This window comes from Bacillus cereus (genome assembly GCF_002577405.1).
GTDB lineage: Bacteria > Bacillota > Bacilli > Bacillales > Bacillaceae_G > Bacillus_A > Bacillus_A cereus_AU.
Genome location: NZ_NULR01000023.1, coordinates 34,939 through 53,079 on the forward strand (window position 1 = coordinate 34,939; position 18,141 = coordinate 53,079).

Consider the following 18,141-nt stretch of genomic DNA (forward strand, 5'->3'; position numbering starts at 1 on the left):
GAAATCTTATATGGGAGGCTACAAAGCATGATTGTAACAACAACTTCTACAATTCAAGGAAAAGAAATTATTGATTATATTGATATCGTGAATGGGGAAGCAATTATGGGTGCGAATATCGTTCGTGACCTTTTCGCTTCTGTCCGTGACGTTGTCGGCGGTCGTTCCGGCGCTTACGAAAGCAAATTGAAAGAAGCACGCGACATCGCAATGGAAGAAATGAAAACCCTCGCAAGACAAAAAAATGCGAACGCTATTGTTGGCATCGACGTGGATTACGAAGTAGTTCGCGAAGGAATGCTAATGGTTGCGGTGAGTGGTACTGCTGTCCGTATATAAAGTGAAAAGCCGTGCTGATGCACGGCTTTTTGTTGTTCTCATGTCTAACATTATAGGTTGGTCAATATTCTATGTCGAAGTCTAGATATTTCTTGGGAAATGCGGAAGATCCCGTCGATATATAGGGAAGACGTTAGAGCGCTTCTTTACATTTTTGAATTTGAACTAATAATTTTTCGTATTCTTGGTTGAGAGATGTGATGTCATCGTGATGATTTCTGTTTGTTAATTTTGAATTCGTTATTATACAGTTGTACCTTTGCCAGCGCCTCAGCATCATTCTTGATTTCATCCAATCCATTCGCATCCCCGATAATATACCCTTCAAATGATGACCCAATAAAGTCAAAGATATATTGGAACTGAGTAATAAGCGGCAATGCTTTCAGTTTCGGATTATCCCCACCAACGATGACAACGTACATCTTTTTCCCTTTCATTTTCTCTTTAAAATGAAGAGATGTATCGCGCAAGCTTTGTGACCAGCGATCAACGAAATTTTTCATATGGCCGCTCATTCCGTACCAGTATAGCGGTGTAGCGAAGATAATCGTGTCGTGCTCTAGCATACGCTCGATTAACTGCTCGTAGTCATCATTTACAGGTTGAAATCCTTCTGCATCGTGACGTTGATCTGTAATAGGATGGACTGTATGGTCTCGCAAGTAAATTTGTTCTGCTTCCATTCCATCAATCATCATATGTGTTAAAGCTTCTGTATTTCCGTTTTGTCTGGAACTGCCGTGTATAACAAACATGTCATCATTCCTTTTCTTTTGCTTGTTTTAGGAGTGAAACGTGTTTTTGCAAATTCGTTTGAATGCTGGAAAGTAATGAGATTTGCCTTGTTACTTCATTGAGTTTGTCTTCGTAAAGCGCAAGGATACTGCTGCAAGGATTTTCGTACAGGTGCGGCTCAATTTCAAGGCAGCGCAGCATCCTCGCAGTCTCTTCTAAATTTAAGCCAAGCTGTAAGTACATTTGGATAAGCTCTACCTTTTCAATGGAACTGTCATCAAAATCACGGTAGCCATTTGCGAGGCGCTTAGAAGGGAGTAATCCCTTTTCTTCATAATGTCTTAGTGATCTTTCGCTAACGCCAGTTTCTTTTGATAACTCTCCGATTCGCAATGTGTTTCACTCCTTTTACATGTATTGTAAACCTTCACACTAATGTGAAGGTCAATGCTGTTTTTTCGCAAAAGAATCTACATGATCTAAGAATACTTGAATGGCTTTAGATGGAATAAAATATTTGCCGCGCACGATGGAGAATGGACGGATTAGTTGTTCATTTGGAACTTCAACGTGGAATAGTTCTTTGGCTAGTAGCTCTTTCCGTACAGTCCAATCAGAAAGGATAGCGATGCCAAGCCCGGCAGCGACGGCTTCCTTTACGCTTTGAATGCTACTAAATGTAAAGAAGCGTTTCATTTTTAAATGATGTTGATGAATAAAACGATCGCTATAAGCACGTGTACCAGAACCGCTTTCTCTTAAGACCCATACTTGGTCTTGAAGAGAAGTTGCGTTTACTTCTTCGGTATGGAGCAATGGATGGTTTGGCGGGACAACGAGCTTCATTTCATCTTGCATAAACGTTTCAACGTCCACGTCAGCATATACGACTTGCCCTTCCACTAAGCCGATATCAATTTGATTGGAGCGGAGGCTTTGCAAAACTTCTTCTGTATTTGAGATAAATGTATGAACTTCGACGTGTGGATTTTCATTCGCATAGTTAGCGAGTATTTTCGGAAGTAAGTATTCACCAATTGTAAAACTAGCACCGATGCGAAGTGTCCCTGTTACAACGTTATGTAGTTCGTTAATTTCCTGCTTAGCATCTTCATAAAGAGAGAGCATTTGCTTGGCATGTATGTATAATATGTTTCCAGCTTCCGTAACTTGGACGTGCTTCGGGGATCGCTGAATAAGTGTAGTTCCAAATTCGTTTTCTAAGTTGCGTATATGCATACTTACGCCGGGCTGGGAAAGGTTTAATAATTCTGCTGCACGTGAGAAATGTTTCTGTTCAACGACAGTAACGAAAATCTTTAAAATATCTACGTTCATTTGCTAGGCTCCTTTCGCTTTCTTTCATCTTATCATAAGTATTTCTGATGATAGAGATTCAATATTGGTATTAAACTTATTATTAAAACTCTTTTATAATGTAAGTAGAAAGAACATGCATGTTCCAATACGATTATTGGGGTGGTACAAAGTGGAACAAACACTTGTTATACAAAAGAAGAAGGGCTTCGGATTTTCGCAAGGAATTGGGATTACGTTATTAATCGCCATTGTCGCGAAATATTTAGCAGAGCTTCCATTTTTAAATATTATGGGGCAATTAGTAATTGCTATTCTAATTGGGATGGTTTGGCGGGCATCTATCGGAATTCCGCAAGAAGCGATAGTAGGAACGAACTTTGCAAGTAAGAAGTTGCTTCGCTTTGGGATTATCTTACTTGGAATGCGGTTAAATCTTGTTGATATTGCGAAAGCGGGGCCGAAAGTATTGGTCATCGCAGCAGTTGTGATTACATTTACTATTTTCGTTGTATATGGACTAACGAAAGTATTTAAAGTAGAAAAGAAACTAGGGATTTTAACAGCGTGCGGAACAGCAATTTGCGGCGCGGCCGCGGTTGTGGCAATTGCACCGCAAGTAAAAGCGAAGGATGATGAAACGGCAGTCGGGGCAGCGATTATTGCAATTTTAGGTACGATATTTACACTTATTTATACGTTGCTATACCCAGTGCTTGGCTTATCGCCATACGGATACGGAGTGTTCTCAGGAGCGACGTTGCACGAAATTGCTCACGTTATCGCAGCTGCGGCGCCAGGAGGTAGCACGGCTGTAGATATCGCGGTTATCGTAAAATTAACACGTGTTGCGATGCTCGTGCCAGTAGCGATTTTAATTGGATTATGGTTTGGTAAGAGCGAAGGAAGCGAAGAAAAGGGTTCTTGGCGTGATCTCCCAATTCCATGGTTCATCTTCGGATTTTTAGCGATGAGCGCGGTGCATTCACTTGGTGTGATTCCAGAAGTTGTTGCTGGATATATTGTAGTCATTGCTTATATGCTGATCGCAATGGCGATGGCAGGACTCGGTTTAAATGTAGAGTTTAAAACGTTCCGTAAATTAGGAAGTAAGGCATTCGTGGCAGGGTTGATTGGTTCGGTTTGTCTTTCGGTTCTTGGATATGTTCTTGTATATGCATTAGGATTTATGTAGCGGTGAAGAGGCATCTTATTAGATGTCTCTTTTTTTTACCTTTTTTTGTAAAGATATCTTTACTTGTATTTGGAAAATATTTATAATTTAAGTAAAGATATCTTTACTTTTAAAGGTGGAGCCTATGGGTGTAAAAAATAAAATTAAAGAATTAAGAAAGCAAAATCATATAACACAAGTTGAAATGGCAAAGGCGATGCAGGTGACGCGGCAGACGATTGTGGCGATTGAAAACCATCATTACAACCCAAGCTTAGAGTTATCCCTAAAAATCGCCAAATATTTTGGAATGAAGGTAGAGGAAATATTTACGATGGAGTAAGGGGAGAGAAAATGAACGATGAGTTTGAGAGATTTCAGTCGGATAAAGCGTTTAAATATGTAGGGTTATTTTTCGTGATTAGTTTAGCGATATGGAGTTTATATAATTTAATTGTTTATGGAAATGCTGGTATGCCGTTTGTTTTATTTGTACTAGGGCAGTTTGTTTATTTCGTTGTGAACTATTGGCCGAAGTGGAAATATAGAAATAAAAAAGAGGCTGATCATGTATGAGTAAGTAAGAGATTATGAAATTCGTAGGGTGTTTGCTTTTAGCGGGGATTCTTTTAAATACGAGTGTATTAGCAACAAGGGAAATCAAATAAATATTATAAAGGGGAAACGGGATGGGATTAGCGGTATTATGTGTTGCAACGGCTATATTTGCAATTTTGTGGGGGATGCAAAACTTCTCTCGTAATCCAGTGCCAAGTGTATGTATTATGATTGGTACTGTAAGTTTATCATACTATTTATTAGTTTTAGCGCATTATCATAAAACAGCAACAAGTGTTGTTGTTGGGGCAATTATTTTATCTTGTGGACGTGCCATACAAAAGGGTTTTCTTCCATAAAAGCTGTTTATACAAAAGGTATAAACAGCTTTTTGTATTTTTTTTACAAACTACTTGAAAGTTACGTTACGTCACCTTTTATAATGAAGGAGAAGAGGTGATGGGGTTGATTTCGATTCAAGAACTAACGAGGGAAACAGGGGTTACAGTAAGGGCGTTACGTTATTATGATCAAATCGATTTATTAAAGCCAAGCGGAAAAACTAATGGAGGACATCGGTTATATAGCGAGAGAGATGTTGTTCGTTTGCAACAAATTTTATTTTTAAAAGAAATGGGTTTTTCATTAAAAGAGATTACGAATATGTTAATAACGGATGAGCTCAATTTAAAAGTATCGCTTGAAAAGCAACTTAAGTTTGTACAAGAAGAACAGAAAAAATTTAATCGAATGGAACGTATTTTACAAGCGGTTGTTTATTCAGTAGATGTGGAAGGAGAACTGGATTGGAAAGTTATGTTTGAGCTTATTCAGCTTTCGAAACAGTCTCCTCGAATACGTGAGATGTTCCAAAATGAAGTTTTTTCTAAGGAAGAACAAAAGTTGCTTCATAATTTGCCGAACATGAGTGAAGAAGATCCGAATGTTTTAGAGTGGGTAGATTTATTAAAGCAACTACGTAACTTTATGAAAGACGGTAAAGAAGCATCATGTGATGAGGTACAAGGTGCAACAAAGAAATTAATGCAGAAGTGTTTAGAGATGGCGAATGGTGATGAAGCATTTTTAGATAAATTGTGGGAAGTAAGAAAGTCAAAAGAAGATTCACAGAAAATGAGTATGTATCCAATTGAGGAAGAGCTTCTAGTATATATGGATGAGGCTTTTCGTATATATGATGAGAGGGAGAGGGATAAATGAGTATACTCGCAGAATATCGATGGTATTTTTTAATTGGTGCAGAGATTGTATTTTGGTTATCAGCTATCGGTTTCTTTTTACTCCGTTACGGATTCCGTTTGAAAAAGGCGAGTTTTATTATGGGGATTGTGCTACTCGTAAATGAAGTGTTTATTTTAACTTTAGGGGTAGTGGACTATTATCAAACAGGAAAGTTCTCTAACTTTCAGATCATTACGGTAATCATTTTATTATATGCAGTTTTTTATGGGAAAAAGGATTTGAAGAAATTAGATATATATGTGCAAAAATTAGTTGCAAAGTGGCGGAATGAACCGGCGCCTATTATGGAGGAGCAGATAGAATTAACAGGCATGGCCTATGCGAAGCAGGAAATGAAAAATTGGGTATTACATCTTGTTTTATTCGCTGCTGTTCATATAGTCTTTTTCTTCGCGTACGGATTGATTCCATTTGAACAATGGGGCAATTGGTTAGAGTCAGGAATCGTTTTAAATAAAGCTGCGAGCCGTGTGAGCCAAGTGTGGGCGATTATATTTTTAGTGGATACAGTTATTTCATTTTCATATGTTGTTTTTCCGAAAAAAGGGAAAGGAAAAGAGAAGCTACTTTCATAGAGGAAAGTAGCTTTTTTGTTTCCATTTCGGTATACAAATAGTTTTTATAGGAGAGGATGACAATAGGAAAAAGAACTAGTTTTATATGTCTATTTCCCTTTAGTTTAGTAGCCTGCTCGCAACCTACCAGTACAATTGATAAGAAGAATGATGTCATTGCAAAGAGAACAGGAATTACTAATCTAGATAAATTTGAAAAGTTCGTTTTGAGTGTTGAACAAGGAGAAGTTGATAACATAAGAATTGTACATTACACGCATGAAGGTGATCTGATCTTTCAAACGTTAGAGCATAGTGGGAAAGATATACTTTATGTGTTAGATAGTAGACAAGACCAATTTGCAGGTGACCATAAAGGGCTACATGAAGATAATTGTAAAAGGATAGTGAAAGAACCACGTGAAGTAGAGGTTGCTTATAGGTTAGTAGATTGTACGAATGAAGCTGGACGCAATGGATATGACTTATTATATGTACCTAAAAAATAGAATTAGTAGAGGAAGGAAGTATTTACTCCTTCCTTTTTCTATGTGTATATTGTCGAAAACTTTACCGAATATCTGTTCGTTTTTTTAGGTTTTTTATGGGCATTCGTGGTAAAATAATAATACAGATTTTTATGAGGAGGTCGGATTTTACTTGGAACATCAATTTGAAATTATCTCAGAGTATTCCCCGCAAGGTGATCAGCCGGGAGCGATAGAGAAGCTGGTAGAGGGGCTTAATAGTGGAAAGAAAAAGCAAGTGTTGCTTGGAGCGACAGGAACGGGTAAGACATTTACGATTTCAAATGTCATTAAAGAAGTGCAGAAGCCAACGCTTGTGATGGCTCATAATAAAACATTAGCGGGACAGTTATATAGTGAGTTGAAAGATTTCTTTCCTAACAATTCTGTTGAGTATTTTGTTAGTTATTACGATTATTATCAACCAGAAGCGTATGTACCGCAAACAGATACGTTTATTGAAAAAGATGCGCAGATTAATGATGAAATTGATAAATTACGCCACTCGGCAACGTCTGCTTTATTTGAACGCGATGATGTTATTATCGTTGCGAGTGTTTCATGCATATACGGTCTAGGTTCTCCTGAAGAGTACCGCGAGTTAGTTGTTTCACTTCGAGTTGGTATGGAAAAGGACCGCAATCAATTGCTTCGTGAACTTGTTGATGTACAGTATGGACGTAATGATATTGATTTCAAGCGTGGTACATTCCGTGTGCGCGGAGATGTAGTTGAAATTTTCCCAGCATCACTTGACGAGCATTGTATTCGAATTGAATTTTTCGGTGATGAAATCGATCGTATTCGTGAAGTAAATGCGTTAACAGGTGAAGTATTAGCAGAACGTGATCATGTAGCAATCTTCCCGGCATCTCACTTCGTTACACGTGAAGAAAAAATGAAGGTCGCTATTGAAAATATTGAAAAAGAATTAGAAGAGCGTTTAAAAGAATTAAATGATAATGGTAAATTGTTAGAAGCGCAGCGCATAGAACAACGTACACGCTATGATTTAGAAATGATGCGCGAGATGGGCTTTTGTTCAGGTATTGAAAACTATTCCCGTCATTTAACACTTCGTCCAGCGGGGGCAACGCCGTATACGTTATTAGACTATTTTCCAGAGGATTTCTTAATCGTTATGGATGAGTCGCACGTATCAGTGCCGCAAGTAAGAGCGATGTATAACGGGGACCAAGCACGTAAACAAGTGCTTGTGGATCATGGATTCCGTCTGCCATCAGCTTTAGATAATAGACCACTCATGTTTGATGAGTTTGAAGAGAAAACGAATCAAGTTATTTACGTTTCGGCAACGCCAGGACCTTATGAGTTAGAGCAGTCACCGGAAGTAATAGAACAAATTATTCGTCCAACAGGGCTTTTAGATCCACCAATTGATATACGACCAATTGAAGGGCAAATTGACGATTTATTAGGAGAAATTCAAGATCGTATTGCAAAAAATGAACGTGTATTAATTACGACTTTAACGAAAAAAATGTCAGAGGATTTAACAGATTACTTAAAAGATGTAGGAATTAAAGTGAACTATCTTCACTCTGAAATTAAAACGTTAGAACGTATTGAAATTATTCGTGACCTTCGCCTTGGTAAGTTTGATGTACTTGTCGGTATTAACTTATTACGAGAAGGGTTAGATATTCCAGAAGTATCACTTGTAGCTATTTTAGATGCTGATAAAGAAGGATTCCTGCGTTCAGAGCGTTCATTAATTCAAACAATTGGTCGTGCAGCACGTAATGCAAACGGCCGCGTTATTATGTACGCAGATCGCATAACGAGATCGATGGGAATTGCAATTGAAGAAACGCAGCGTCGTCGTAGTATACAAGAGGCTTACAATGAAGAGCATGGTATTACACCGAAGACGATTCAAAAAGAAGTACGTGATGTCATTCGTGCAACGACAGCTGCTGAAGAGCCAGAAACATATGAAGCAACTCCTGCTAAGAAAATGACGAAAAAAGAGCGTGAAAAGACAATTGCGAAGATAGAAGCAGAGATGAAAGAAGCAGCAAAAGCGTTAGACTTCGAGCGTGCAGCTGAATTAAGAGATTTACTATTAGAATTAAAAGCGGAAGGGTGAAAAGAGTGAGCATGAGCAAGGATTTTATTGTTGTAAAAGGTGCTAGAGCACATAATTTAAAAAATATTGATGTAACCATTCCGAGAAATCAGCTTGTTGTTGTAACGGGATTGTCTGGTTCAGGGAAATCATCATTAGCATTTGATACGATTTATGCAGAAGGGCAGCGCAGATACGTAGAATCGTTATCTGCGTATGCACGCCAATTTTTAGGACAAATGGATAAACCTGATGTAGATACGATTGAAGGGTTGTCACCAGCGATTTCGATTGATCAAAAAACGACGAGTCGTAATCCACGTTCAACTGTCGGAACAGTAACGGAGATTTATGATTATTTACGTTTATTATTTGCGCGAATTGGTACGCCGATTTGTCCGAATCATGGGATTGAAATTACATCGCAAACAGTAGAACAGATGGTAGACCGTGTTCTCGAATATCCTGAACGTACGAAATTACAAGTGTTAGCTCCTATGGTGTCAGGACGTAAAGGTGCACATGTGAAAGTGCTTGAAGATATTAAGAAGCAAGGTTATGTACGTGTACGTGTTGATGGTGAAATGCTGGATGTATCTGAAGAGATTACGTTAGATAAAAATAAGAAGCATTCCATTGAAGTCGTGATTGATCGTATTGTTGTAAAAGAAGGAATTGCGAGCCGTCTTGCTGATTCACTTGAAAGTGCATTAAAGCTTGGCGGGGGACGAGTGTTAATCGATGTTATGGGAGAAGAGGAACTTCTATTTAGTGAACATCATGCTTGTCCGCATTGTGGTTTTTCTATCGGAGAATTAGAACCGCGCATGTTCTCGTTCAACAGTCCATTCGGGGCATGCCCTTCTTGTGATGGACTTGGCTCCAAGTTAGAGGTGGATTTAGAACTTGTTATTCCAAATTGGGATTTATCATTAAATGAACATGCGATTGCTCCTTGGGAACCGACAAGTTCACAATATTACCCACAACTTTTACAATCTGTATGTAATCACTACGGCGTTGATATGGATATGCCTGTGAAAGATATACCGAAAGATTTATTTGATAAAGTATTGTACGGAAGCGGTGAAGAGAAAGTTTATTTCCGCTATGTAAATGAATTTGGTCAAGTAAAGGAAAATGAGATTTTATTTGAAGGTGTTATTCCGAATATAGAGCGTCGTTATCGTGAGACGAGTTCTGATTATGTTCGTGAGCAAATGGAGAAATATATGGCGGAGCAAGCTTGCCCGAAGTGTAAAGGCGGACGCTTAAAACCTGAGAGTTTAGCTGTCTTCGTTGGTGAGAAAACAATTGCTGACGTAACGAAATATTCTGTTCAAGAAGTACAGGAATTCTTCTCAAATGTTGAGTTAACAGAGAAACAACAAAAAATTGCTCATTTAATTTTAAGAGAAATTCAGGAGCGCGTTGGTTTCTTGGTGAATGTTGGTTTAGATTATTTAACGTTAAGTCGTGCTGCAGGAACTTTATCAGGTGGTGAGGCGCAGCGTATTCGTTTAGCGACACAAATTGGTTCTCGTCTTACGGGTGTACTTTATATCCTCGATGAGCCTTCGATCGGTTTACATCAGCGCGATAACGATCGTCTTATTCGTACATTGCAAGAAATGCGTGATTTAGGCAATACGTTAATCGTTGTTGAGCATGATGAAGATACGATGATGGCGGCGGACTATTTACTTGATATCGGACCTGGTGCGGGTATTCACGGCGGGCAAGTTGTATCAGCAGGTACACCAGCTGAAGTGATGCAGGACGAGAATTCATTAACAGGGAAATATTTAAGCGGTAAAGAGTTCATTCCAGTACCACTTGAAAGACGTAAAGGTGACGGACGTAAAGTGGAGATTGTCGGTGCGAAAGAAAACAACTTGAAAAACGCGAAAATGTCATTCCCTCTAGGTACATTTGTAGCAGTAACAGGTGTATCTGGATCAGGAAAAAGTACGATGATTAATGAAGTATTATATAAAGCATTAGCTCAAAAGCTATATAAAGCGAAAGCAAAGCCAGGAGCGCATAAAGAAATTAAAGGTCTTGAGCAGTTGGATAAAGTTATCGATATTGATCAATCACCAATTGGGCGTACACCACGTTCCAACCCAGCGACGTATACAGGTGTATTCGATGATATTCGTGACGTGTTTGCGCAAACGAATGAAGCGAAAGTGCGTGGATATCAAAAAGGCCGTTTTAGTTTTAATGTAAAAGGTGGCCGTTGTGAAGCGTGCCGTGGTGATGGAATTATTAAAATCGAAATGCACTTCTTGCCAGACGTGTATGTTCCGTGTGAAGTTTGTCACGGTAAACGTTACAACCGTGAAACATTAGAAGTGAAATATAAAGATAAGAACATTTCTGAAGTACTAGCAATGACGATTGAAGATGGAGTAGAGTTCTTCGCCAATATCCCGAAAATTAAGCGTAAACTTCAAACGCTTGTAGATGTCGGGCTTGGTTACATGAAATTAGGTCAGCCAGCAACGACGTTATCTGGTGGTGAAGCGCAGCGTGTGAAATTAGCTTCTGAATTACACCGTCGTTCTACAGGACGTACGTTATACATTTTAGACGAACCAACGACTGGCTTACACGCACATGATATTGCACGTCTTCTAGAAGTGTTGCAACGTCTTGTTGAAAGCGGAGAGACGGTACTTGTAATTGAGCATAATTTAGATGTTATTAAAACAGCTGATTATATCATTGATCTTGGACCAGAAGGCGGAGACAAAGGTGGACAAATCGTTGCTTCAGGAACGCCAGAGCAAGTAGTAAAAGAAGAGCGTTCCTATACAGGTAAGTATTTAAAAGAGATTTTAAATCGTGATAAAGCAAGAATGAAAGAGAAAATAAAAGAAGTAGAGTTATCGCAATAAGTTTATTGATGAAAACCGAGCGGGAATGACGCTCGGTTTTTTCAAAGGCGATATCTATATTGTAGATAAAGATTTCATTTGGACCTTTGTAAAAACTCATGAACATAGATGGTGTGGTCCTTATTTCACAAAAAAATGTTAGTAGGTATACAAGCATGAAGGATAGAATAAGTTGATATAAGTATTTATAGTATACTTGCGTTTATTGTCTATTAGCGTATGATGAATTATATATGTTAAAAGGATGTGTAAGAAAATGAGATGGATTGTATCACTTCTTGTAAATAGCGTTGTGTTAATCGCTGTATCCGGACTTTTAAAAGGGGTTGCACCAGACGCATTTTACGTAGCAAATATACAAACGGCAATTATTGCGAGTATTATATTGGCGGTTTTAAATGTGTTTGTAAAGCCATTTTTAATTTTAATTACGCTACCAATTACTGTTATAACGTTCGGTTTCTTCTTAATTGTTATTAATGCGATTACGTTAAAAATGGCAGATTCATTATTAGGGGATGCTTTTAATATATCCGGATTTGGTGTAGCGATTGTTGCGGCAATTTGTATTTCGATTTTTAATATGATAATTGAAAAGGCAATTGTTGAACCGTTATATGAAAAAAAGAGAAAATGACAAAAAGAAAAACATTTCATCATTCGTATGAAATGTTTTTTTCTATTTATTAGAAACCGTATTTCTTGTTTCCAGAAAAAAATGGTACAATATCCGGTAGAATGGAATTTTACATCAAATGAGACTGAACCCGCAGCGGAGTGGAGGTTTATACATATGCCGAAAGTAAGGACAAAAGATCTAATTGAACAATTTCAATTGGAGTTAGTAAGTGGTGAAGAAGGAATTCATCGTCCAATTGATACGAGTGATTTATCACGACCTGGAATTGAAATGGCAGGATTCTTTACATATTATCCAGCAGATCGTGTGCAGCTTCTTGGTAAAACGGAGCTTACGTTCTTTGATACGTTAACGTCAGAGCAAAAACAAGAGAGAATGAAAGCGCTTTGTACTGAGGAGACGCCGTGTATTATTGTAACTCGTAATCAAGATGTGCCGGATGAGCTACTGCAAGCATCACGTGAATCAAGTGTGCCTTTATTACGTTCTTCTCAAACGACGACGAGATTATCAAGTCGTTTAACAAACTATTTAGAAGGTAAGTTAGCGCCAACAACAGCTGTTCATGGTGTGTTAGTGGATATTTATGGCGTTGGTGTTTTAATTACAGGACAAAGTGGTGTCGGGAAAAGTGAGACGGCGCTTGAGCTTGTAAAACGTGGTCATCGTTTAGTCGCGGATGATAGCGTAGAAATTCGTCAAGAAGATGAAGACACATTAATAGGAAGCTCACCTGATTTAATTGAGCACTTATTAGAAATTCGTGGTCTAGGTATCATTAATGTAATGACGTTATTCGGTGCAGGGGCAGTGCGAAACTATAAGCGTATTACACTTGTTATTAATCTTGAAATTTGGGATCAAAAGAAAAATTATGATCGCTTAGGTCTTGATGAAGAGAAGATGAAGATTATTGATACAGAACTTACGAAGATTACACTTCCAGTTCGTCCTGGTCGAAACTTGGCTGTTATTATTGAAGTGGCAGCGATGAACTTCCGTTTAAAACGTATGGGAGTCAATGCAGCACAGCAGTTCTCTGAACGATTAATGAGTGCGATTGAGTTAGGAAATCAGGAGTAAACTTTGGAGAGGGAGGTCATACATATGCTGTTAGGTTCTGTACCACAGCTTGACCGTGTAGCAATCCAGCTCGGACCGTTCCCTGTTTATTGGTATGGGGTTATTATCGGTACAGGTGTGCTATTAGGTCTTTGGCTAGCAACTCGCGAGGGAGAAAGGCTAGGTATTCCAAAAGATACATTTATTGACCTTGTATTAATTGCAGTACCAATCGCTATTCTTTTTGCGAGAATGTACTATGTCGTTTTCGAATGGGAATATTATTCGCAAAACCCAAGTGAAATTCTTAGAATCCGTCAAGGTGGTTTGGCGATTCATGGTGGTTTAATTGGGGCTGTTATTACAGGAATTCTTTTTGCGAAACGACGCGGGCTTTCATTCTGGAAGTTAGCGGATATTGCTGCGCCAAGTATTTTACTAGGACAAGCAATTGGCCGATGGGGAAACTTTATGAACCAAGAGGCACATGGTGGCGAAGTAACGAGACAGTTTTTAGAAGGGCTTCATTTACCACAATTTATTATTAATCAAATGTATATTGATGGTGTGTATTATCACCCAACGTTTTTATATGAATCATTATGGAACTTTGCAGGTGTTATTTTACTACTCGCATTACGAAAAGTGAATTTACGCCGCGGGGAATTATTCTTCACATATTTAATTTGGTATTCAGTTGGGCGCTTCTTCGTAGAAGGTTTGCGTACAGACAGTTTAATGTTAGGACCACTTCGTATTGCACAAGTAATGTCTATTGGAATTGTTGTTATTTCTATTATTTTCATTATTGTGAGACGAAAAATGGGGCAAGCTGATAAAAGATATTTAGAAAATTAGTGAAAAGTAGCATCTTATTATAAGATGCTGCTTCTTTCATATTCAGGAAAGTGAAAGGACGAAAGGCGATGCAAATAAATACAGTGTTATTTGATTTAGATGGGACTTTAATTAATACAAACGAACTTATTATATCTTCTTTTTTACATGTGTTACATACATATTATCCAAATCAATATAAACGTGAAGATGTATTGCCGTTTATCGGTCCATCTTTGCATGATACTTTCAGCAAGATTGATGAAAGTAAGGTTGAAGAGATGATTACATGTTATCGCCAATTTAACCATGATCATCACGATGAATTAGTGGAAGAATATGAAACTGTATATGAAACAGTTCAAGAGTTGAAGAAACAAGGTTATAAAATTGGTATTGTTACAACAAAAGCAAGACAGACGGTTGAAATGGGATTAAAGCTTTCGAAACTTGATCAATTTTTTGATGTGGTCGTGACAATTGATGATGTGGAACATGTGAAACCACATCCAGAACCACTTCAAAAAGCGTTGAAATTATTAGAGGCAAAACCAGAAGAAACATTGATGGTTGGTGATAATCATCATGATATTGTCGGCGGACAAAATGCGGGTACGAAAACAGCTGCGGTTTCATGGACATTGAAAGGAAGAGCATATTTAGAAGCTTATAAACCGGACTTTATGCTAGATAAAATGAGTGATGTAATACCGATTTTGTCCGGCATTAATCGTTCATAAAGGTCCAAGTAAGCAAGTAGGGGATGTGTGTCCCTACTAACTTAAAGTTTCACTTTTTTTAGTAGAGGAGAGAGTTAAGTGCGACGGACAACGCGCTATCCTGTTTCAGGAGAGAATTCATTATGGAATGTGTATAAAACAGTCTCTTTTTGGAAGGTAATGAAGAATTTTATTATCATTCAAATTGCACGTTACACACCATTTTTATCTGTGAAGAATTGGTTGTATCGTACGTTCCTACGAATGAAAGTAGGAAAAAAAACATCATTTGCACTTATGGTTATGCCAGATATTATGTTTCCGGAAAAGATTACTGTAGGTGACAATTCAATTATCGGATACAATACAACGTTTTTAGCACATGAGTATTTAATTCGTGAATATCGACTTGGAGAGATTGTTATAGGAAATGAAGTGATGATCGGAGCGAACACGACAATCTTACCGGGGGTATTGATTGGAGATGGCGCTATTGTTTCAGCTGGAACACTTGTCCATAAAGATGTACCAAGCGGCGCTTTCGTAGGTGGAAATCCAATGCGGATTATTTATACGAAAGCGCAAATGGCTGCTAGAGAAGGTTCATGTTGAAAATGTAACATTTCTCCTCTTTTTTTATGAATAAAAAGGAAATAATTGAGTATAATATACTGTTTTGTTTTTTACGGAATCGTTTATACTTATAGATAGAAGAATGTGTGAGCGAAGAAAACAAAAAACTGGAGGATATATGGGGAAAAATCAAAGAATATATAAGGAGAATGGACAAGTTATCTCTTTTAATCAATTAGCGGACTTCTTTTATAAAAAAGGGATGAGGGCTTACAAAGGGCAAAAATTGCAAGATGCAATTAAATATTTTCGAAGAGCGGCACAAAGTGAGAAGGAGCCGTTTATTTTATGCCAATTAGCAATAACATTGTCTGAAGCTGGTGAATATCAAGAGTCGAATCAAATCTTCTTAAAGCTAATTAAATCTAACCCAGAACTTGAACAGTGCTATTATTTTATTGCAAATAATTATGCATATATGGGGCTATTTCAGCAGGCGAAAAAGTATGCGGAGCGCTATTTAGATGTTGCAGAAGAGAAGGAATTTGTAGAAGATACATTAGAATTGCTTGAGATTATGGAAGAAGAAGCGATGGGTGCGGAAGAGATTGAGGATGAAGATGATTTAATTGTTATGCAGGAAGAGGCGAATCGTTATATTCGTAATGGACAATTAGAAGAAGCAATTGCTACGTTAGAAATTGTTACGAAAGATTATCCGGAATTTTGGTCAGGTCATAATAATTTAGCCATTGCACATTTTCAATCTGGAAATGTAGATAAGGCACTTAAGTTAACGGAAATGATTTTAGAGAAAAACCCTGGAAATATGCATGCGCTTTGTAATACGCTTATTTTTCTATATTCAATTGGAGAACATAAACAAGTGGAAGCATTAGCAGGACAGTTAGTTTCAGTATATCCGATTTCATTTGAACATCGTTTGAAGCTTGGAACGACACTTGCAACAATTGGTCATTTCGAGCATGCATATAAATGGTTCAAAGTATTAAAGCGTCAAGGGTACGAAGGAGACGTTAGTTTTTATTATTGGTTTGCATATTCTGCTTATATGGTGAAGGATCAGCAAGTGGCTGAAAAAATGTGGCAACATGTTATAGAATTGCACCCTGATAAAAAAGGGAAAGAACCGTGGAATGCACTGAATTTAGAAGATGAAGGGCAAAATATATTATTTGAAGAATTACGAAAATCATTTCAGCAAAGTGCGACGCTAGAGGAGCAAATGTTAGCTTTATATTTAATGAATGAATTGTCAACGCCTGAGAAGGTTGGATTCTTCTTTGATGTGACGCAGGCGAAGAACGGTGTTCCAATTGTATCGCAACTTGCAAAATATTTCTTTTTACTGAATAGCCATAAGAGTATTCCAGCTGATTTACAGCAATTTGAACAGTGCGTGCGAATTGCGGATGCGTTATACAATTATACGAAAAAAGATGATGAATTAATCGAAGAGTGTTTACAATTTTGGTTTTGTACGTTCATACGTTTATATACATCTGGAGCGACCTTTACAAATGTGTACGGCTGGTCAGCTGCGGTTGAATACATTGTGCGCGGCGAACAAGGAAATAAGATGACACAGTCGGAGCTTGGAGATGTATATAATGTATCTGTAGCGACTGTTCGAAAGTATGTGCAGGCTGTGAAGCGTACGCACACATAGGGTAGGCAAATCATTGGGAAAAAAATGATGCTAACAGTATAATGAGGGTAACTTAATTGTGTAGGAATGGATAGGAGTGAATAGTGTGTCAGAAGAAAAAATTTATGATGTCATTATTATTGGTGCAGGACCAGCTGGTATGACAGCTGCAGTATATACATCTCGTGCGAATTTAAGCACATTGATGCTTGAGCGTGGTATTCCAGGCGGACAGATGGCAAATACAGAAGATGTAGAAAACTACCCAGGTTATGAGTCTATTTTAGGACCAGACTTATCAAATAAAATGTTCGAGCATGCGAAGAAATTTGGTGCTGAATATGCATACGGTGATGTGAAAGAAATCATCGATGGTAAAGAATACAAAACAATTATTGCTGGTAAAAAAGAATATAAAGCACGTGCAATTATCGTTGCAAGCGGTGCAGAGTATAAAAAAATCGGTGTGCCAGGAGAAACAGAACTTGGTGGCCGCGGTGTATCGTATTGTGCGGTATGTGATGGGGCATTCTTTAAAGGGAAAGAACTTGTTGTTATTGGCGGCGGAGATTCTGCTGTTGAAGAGGGTGTGTTCTTAACACGCTTCGCATCAAAAGTAACAATCGTTCACCGTCGTGACACGCTTCGTGCACAGAAAATTTTACAAGATCGTGCTTTCCAAAATGAGAAAGTAGATTTCATTTGGAATCACACTATAAAAGAAATTAACGAAGCAAATGGTAAAGTAGGAAGCGTAACACTTGTAGACGTAAACAGTGGAGAAGAGCAAGAAGTCAAAACTGACGGCGTATTCGTATACATCGGTATGCTACCTTTATCAAAACCGTTTGTTGAATTAGGTATTACAAATGAAAATGGTTACGTTGAAACGAATGAGCGTATGGAAACGAAAGTTCCTGGTATTTTCGCAGCTGGTGATGTTCGCGAAAAAATGCTTCGTCAAATTGTAACTGCAACTGGCGATGGCAGTATTGCAGCGCAAAGTGCACAACATTACGTAGAAGAATTAGTAGAACAACTAAAAGCTGTAACAGAAAAATAAGGGATAATAGACCTTTTGAGAAGGAAGCTACTAATAGGAGCTTTCTTCTTTTTTTGTGTGAAAATGTCAAAGTTTTGTCAAAAATAATAAGGATTATAAGCTTTCTTATTGATATA

At 37.9% G+C, this 18,141-nt stretch carries 20 protein-coding genes and 2 pseudogenes; 18 read left to right on the forward strand and 4 right to left on the reverse strand.

Translation table 11 applies throughout. The features are described from left to right. The first annotated feature begins 27 nt into the window (after positions 1-27). Positions 28-339: a YbjQ family protein gene (locus COC96_RS23640; protein WP_000637520.1), complete on the forward strand. Its 312-nt coding sequence runs from the start codon at positions 28-30 to the stop codon at positions 337-339. A 133-nt stretch (positions 340-472) separates the two neighbouring features. On the opposite strand, the pseudogene COC96_RS28605 reads toward COC96_RS23640, so the two are convergent. The 4 genes and pseudogenes from COC96_RS28605 to COC96_RS23655 form a co-directional block, all read right to left on the reverse strand. Beyond that, positions 473-556, reverse strand: a pseudogene (locus tag COC96_RS28605) (macrolide transporter); the annotation flags it as partial. After that, on the reverse strand, positions 543-1,097 hold the full coding sequence (locus COC96_RS23645; protein WP_098268260.1) for a flavodoxin family protein: 555 nt from the start codon (positions 1,095-1,097) through the stop codon (positions 543-545). The gene COC96_RS23645 and the pseudogene COC96_RS28605, both read right to left, overlap by 14 nt. 4 nt (positions 1,098-1,101) lie before the next feature. Beyond that, complete coding sequence (locus COC96_RS23650; protein ID WP_098268261.1) at positions 1,102-1,470, reverse strand: MerR family transcriptional regulator; 369 nt, start codon at positions 1,468-1,470, stop codon at positions 1,102-1,104. Positions 1,471-1,521: 51 nt separating this feature from the next. Then, positions 1,522-2,415 carry a LysR family transcriptional regulator gene (locus COC96_RS23655; protein WP_097904143.1) on the reverse strand — a complete coding sequence of 298 codons (894 nt, stop codon included), beginning with the start codon at positions 2,413-2,415 and terminating at the stop codon, positions 1,522-1,524. A 151-nt stretch (positions 2,416-2,566) separates the two neighbouring features. Here COC96_RS23655 and COC96_RS23660 point away from each other — a divergent pair, with 151 nt between their 5' ends. From COC96_RS23660 to trxB, 17 genes and pseudogenes are all read left to right on the forward strand, one after another. Next, complete coding sequence (locus tag COC96_RS23660; protein ID WP_141436382.1) at positions 2,567-3,589, forward strand: YeiH family protein; 1,023 nt, start codon at positions 2,567-2,569, stop codon at positions 3,587-3,589. A gap of 124 nt (positions 3,590-3,713) precedes the next feature. After that, positions 3,714-3,911 (forward strand): helix-turn-helix transcriptional regulator, encoded by a 198-nt coding sequence (locus tag COC96_RS23665; protein WP_098268262.1) that lies wholly within the window; start codon positions 3,714-3,716, stop codon positions 3,909-3,911. A gap of 11 nt (positions 3,912-3,922) precedes the next feature. Beyond that, entirely contained in the window at positions 3,923-4,144 is a 222-nt protein-coding gene (locus tag COC96_RS23670; protein WP_098268263.1) for a hypothetical protein, read from the forward strand. A gap of 113 nt (positions 4,145-4,257) precedes the next feature. Continuing rightward, complete coding sequence (locus COC96_RS23675) at positions 4,258-4,485, forward strand: hypothetical protein (RefSeq protein WP_098268264.1); 228 nt, start codon at positions 4,258-4,260, stop codon at positions 4,483-4,485. Positions 4,486-4,585: 100 nt separating this feature from the next. Then, a complete protein-coding gene (locus COC96_RS23680; protein ID WP_141535971.1) occupies positions 4,586-5,347 on the forward strand; it encodes a MerR family transcriptional regulator in 762 nt (253 codons plus the stop codon). Next, the gene (locus tag COC96_RS23685; RefSeq protein WP_098268266.1) at positions 5,344-5,964 is read left to right on the forward strand and encodes a hypothetical protein; all 621 of its coding nucleotides are present in this window, start codon (positions 5,344-5,346) and stop codon (positions 5,962-5,964) included. Before COC96_RS23680 ends, COC96_RS23685 begins: the two co-directional genes overlap by 4 nt. 56 nt (positions 5,965-6,020) lie before the next feature. After that, complete coding sequence (locus tag COC96_RS23690) at positions 6,021-6,452, forward strand: DUF4362 domain-containing protein (RefSeq protein WP_098268267.1); 432 nt, start codon at positions 6,021-6,023, stop codon at positions 6,450-6,452. A 151-nt stretch (positions 6,453-6,603) separates the two neighbouring features. Continuing rightward, positions 6,604-8,580, forward strand: coding sequence for an excinuclease ABC subunit B (gene uvrB, locus COC96_RS23695; protein WP_098268268.1), 1,977 nt, complete (start codon positions 6,604-6,606; stop codon positions 8,578-8,580). An 11-nt stretch (positions 8,581-8,591) separates the two neighbouring features. Continuing rightward, complete coding sequence (uvrA, locus tag COC96_RS23700; RefSeq protein ID WP_141535976.1) at positions 8,592-11,462, forward strand: excinuclease ABC subunit UvrA; 2,871 nt, start codon at positions 8,592-8,594, stop codon at positions 11,460-11,462. 40 nt (positions 11,463-11,502) lie between these two features. Then, a pseudogene (locus COC96_RS23705) lies at positions 11,503-11,604 on the forward strand (DUF4275 family protein); the annotation flags it as partial. Positions 11,605-11,718: 114 nt separating this feature from the next. Beyond that, on the forward strand, positions 11,719-12,099 hold the full coding sequence (locus COC96_RS23710) for a phage holin family protein (RefSeq protein WP_097904151.1): 381 nt from the start codon (positions 11,719-11,721) through the stop codon (positions 12,097-12,099). A gap of 156 nt (positions 12,100-12,255) precedes the next feature. Then, a complete protein-coding gene (gene hprK, locus COC96_RS23715) occupies positions 12,256-13,185 on the forward strand; it encodes an HPr(Ser) kinase/phosphatase (protein ID WP_098268270.1) in 930 nt (309 codons plus the stop codon). 24 nt (positions 13,186-13,209) lie between these two features. Next, positions 13,210-14,022, forward strand: coding sequence for a prolipoprotein diacylglyceryl transferase (gene lgt, locus COC96_RS23720; protein WP_098268271.1), 813 nt, complete (start codon positions 13,210-13,212; stop codon positions 14,020-14,022). Positions 14,023-14,090: 68 nt separating this feature from the next. Next, positions 14,091-14,741 carry a pyrophosphatase PpaX gene (ppaX, locus tag COC96_RS23725; RefSeq protein WP_098769505.1) on the forward strand — a complete coding sequence of 217 codons (651 nt, stop codon included), beginning with the start codon at positions 14,091-14,093 and terminating at the stop codon, positions 14,739-14,741. A 78-nt stretch (positions 14,742-14,819) separates the two neighbouring features. Continuing rightward, complete coding sequence (locus COC96_RS23730) at positions 14,820-15,332, forward strand: acyltransferase (protein WP_098268273.1); 513 nt, start codon at positions 14,820-14,822, stop codon at positions 15,330-15,332. Between the two features lie 139 nt (positions 15,333-15,471). After that, entirely contained in the window at positions 15,472-16,983 is a 1,512-nt protein-coding gene (locus COC96_RS23735) for a tetratricopeptide repeat protein (protein ID WP_098268274.1), read from the forward strand. Positions 16,984-17,068: 85 nt separating this feature from the next. Beyond that, positions 17,069-18,025, forward strand: a complete 957-nt coding sequence (trxB, locus tag COC96_RS23740; RefSeq protein WP_141535970.1) for a thioredoxin-disulfide reductase — start codon at positions 17,069-17,071, stop codon at positions 18,023-18,025. Positions 18,026-18,141 lie beyond the last annotated feature (116 nt).